Source organism: Miniphocaeibacter sp. (assembly GCF_049276255.1).
GTDB lineage: Bacteria > Bacillota > Clostridia > Tissierellales > Peptoniphilaceae > Miniphocaeibacter.
Genome location: NZ_JBASWB010000077.1, coordinates 1 through 3,250 on the forward strand (window position 1 = coordinate 1; position 3,250 = coordinate 3,250).

General features: G+C 32.1%; 2 protein-coding genes. One reads left to right on the forward strand and one right to left on the reverse strand.

Annotated features, from left to right (window positions below; translation table 11 throughout):
• Positions 1–141: 141 nt before the first annotated feature.
• A complete protein-coding gene (locus WAO56_RS10550; RefSeq protein WP_422146359.1) occupies positions 142–1,125 on the forward strand; it encodes a GH25 family lysozyme in 984 nt (327 codons plus the stop codon).
• 111 nt (positions 1,126–1,236) lie between these two features.
• Here WAO56_RS10550 and ftsH read toward each other — a convergent pair whose 3' ends face one another.
• A complete protein-coding gene (gene ftsH, locus WAO56_RS10555; RefSeq protein WP_422146360.1) occupies positions 1,237–3,210 on the reverse strand; it encodes an ATP-dependent zinc metalloprotease FtsH in 1,974 nt (657 codons plus the stop codon).
• Positions 3,211–3,250: the final 40 nt, after the last annotated feature.

Here is a 3,250-nt window from a genome sequence, read left to right on the forward strand (position 1 = left end):
AATATATTGTAACAAAGCCTTTTACAATTACTTAATAGGGGAAGACTATCAATAAACTAAAGAAGTGAATTTTATTTCACTTCTTTTTTTGTCTTAGTAAAAAAACTTACCTTCCTAAATATATAAAGAGGAGGTAAAAAAATGAAAAAAATAGGAGTAGACTTATCAGCTTGGAACAACTTGTCAGACATAAAGAAAGCAAAAGATAACGGACTAGGTTTTGTAATAATAAAAGCCGGTAGTGGTGTAACACCGGTAGATGGAAAATTTAATGTAATTTATGAGCAGTGTAAAAAATATAATATGCCGGTAGGAACTTACTGGTATTTGTATTCAAAAACAGTAACCGGTGCATTAAATGAGGCAGGTAATCTTCTTAAAAATATTAAAGGAAAACAATTTGAATATCCAATTTGGTTGGACTTTGAAGATCCTTCTCAAGCTAATTTAAGTAGAAAAACAAAAACGGAAATTGCCATAGCCTTTATGAATAAAATAGAAAAAAATGGTTACTATATTGGTCTGTACACAATGGGTTCTTGGTTTAATAATGCGTTTGATTATTCTTACAATTATCAAGGAAGAACTTTAAAAGAATTTGATAAATGGGTAGCACATTGGACACATTCAATAAGTAAAAAATCAAGTTATATCGACAAAAATACTGGAATTTGGCAATACACCAACAAGGGAAATTTTGCAGGAATAGGAAAGGCAGGTAATGGTTTAGATATGAACGTAGCCTTTAAAGACTATCCTAAAATAATAAAAGAAAAGGGACTAAATGGTTTTAGTAAAAATAGTTTAAGTAAAAAAGATCTTCCTAATATCTACAATATGACAGGAGTCTTTAAAATAGTAAAGCCATTAAAATGGACTGAAGAATTAAAAAAATCCTGGAACATAGTAATGGAATACTTCAATGAAAGTGAAAAAAGTCAATATATAGTTGTAGCATCTGGACAATATGACTTTAAAGGAACAAATCCAATAATAATAGTAGATGAAAATTTAAATGGTCACACTAAAAGAAATGAAATTACTAAATATTTAGTAAGAAATGAAAAAGAAGCATCAATATTAAAGAGTGGTCAAAAAAATTGGAATAAGTTAATTAAAAAATAATATATATTATATATATATTTGCAAAATATATCATATATGGTTTAATATTAATGAAGGGGAAGGGTACATAAGAAAAAGGAAAGGCGTGTTTATTAGCCTTTCCTTTTTATTTTAAACATCTAAATTTTCCCAATCATCTAAATTAAAATCGTCCTTTGAATTACTATCTGTTCTATTTTCATTTAGATTTTCGGTACTATTTTCAATTGTATCTTCATTCGTATTAGAATTTTCTTCATTTTCTTCTTCTTCATCTTTTAAATCTAAAATATTCATAAACTCATCGCCAGTAATAGTTTCTTTTTCAATTAAATATCTAGCAATTTCATGGAGTTTATCAATGTTTTCAGTCAAGATTTTTCTAGCTTTGGTTTGTGCATCTTTCATGATCTTTTCAATCATATTATCAATTTCAGCAGCTTTTTCAGGTGAAGCATTACTAGTAGTGCCACCATCAAGATACATTGATTGTTGAGTATCTAAGGCTACCATACCAAATTCGTCAGTCATACCATATTGAGTAATCATGGCTCTAGCAAGTCTTGTTGCCATTTCAATATCATTTGCAGCACCTGTTGTTTTTGTGTTGAAAATTAATTCTTCTGCAGTTCTACCACCGGTATAGGTAACAATCTTACTAAATAGGTCATCTTTACTCATAAGGAACTTTTCCTCTTCATCAACTTGCATAGTATAACCTAAGGCACCTGATGTTCTCGGAATAATCGTAATTTTTGTAACTGGCGCTGAATGAGTTTGCATAGCTGCAACTAAAGCGTGACCAACTTCGTGATAAGCAATAAGCTCTTTCTCTCTTGGAGATATAACCATACCTTTTTTTTGTTGTCCTGCAATAACAACTTCAACAGATTCTTGTAGATCTTCCTGTGCAACTAACTTTCTATTAAATCTTACTGCCCTTAAAGCAGCTTCATTAATAATATTCGCTAATTGAGCACCAGAGGCTCCTGCAGTCATTAAAGCTATAGGCTTAAAATCTACATTAGGATGTATTTTAATTTTTTTAGCATGAACCTTTAAAATAGCTTCCCTTCCTGCTAAATCAGGTAATTCAACAGGAATTCTTCTGTCAAAACGTCCTGGTCTTGTAAGAGCTGGGTCTAAAATTTCAGGTCTATTAGTAGCCCCTAAAATAACTACTCCAGTATTTCCTTCAAAACCGTCCATTTCATTTAAAAGCTGATTTAAAGTTTGTTCCCTTTCGTCGTTTCCACTTAGACCATGGGAATCTCTTTTCTTACCTATAGCATCAATCTCATCTATAAAAACAATACATGGAGCTTTTTCCTTGGCTTGTTTAAATAAATCTCTAACTTTTGATGCCCCCATACCTACGAACAATTCAACGAATTCTGAACCTGACATCGAGAAAAATGGTACATTGGCTTCTCCAGCAACAGCTTGTGCCAGTAAAGTTTTTCCAGTACCAGGAGGGCCAACTAAAAGTACACCCTTAGGTAAAACAGCTCCTATTTCACTATATTTACTTGGATCATGTAGAAAATCTACAATTTCGGACAAGTCATCCTTTGCTTCATCTTGTCCTGCTACATCTTTAAAACTTTTTCCTGGCTTAGATTGTACATATACCTTTGCATTTGACTTACCGAAACTCATGGAGTTTCCACCCATTCGCTTAGTAAGACTTCTCATAAGCAAGGACAAAAGTGCAAACATTATGACAATAGATAGCAGATTAGGAAGTAAAGTTTCTGTAAAGAAATTTGAAGTCCTAGCCTTGTAAGCAACTTCTTTTTCCTTTAAAGCAGGTTGTAGCTCAGCATCTTGTATATATGCATTGTAGGGAGTCTTATAATTTTTCTCCACACCCTTTGAGTCCTTAGCGGTGAAAGTTAACGGATCGTCTAACTCTACCTCAATAACAGAACCTGCCTGTAGCATTTTCCAAAAATCGCTATATTTTACCTCCGTAACAGTTTGTCCCGTAAATAATGGTGTAATAAAGGACATAACCACAGCCCATAATAAAAGTCCTAGTAAAAGAATTGTAACAGAATTAGGTTTAAATCCTTTTGGAAAATTGGACTTATTATTATTACTCATATATTCTCCTTTCTATTCAAAAGAAGCTAGGTCGTCTAAA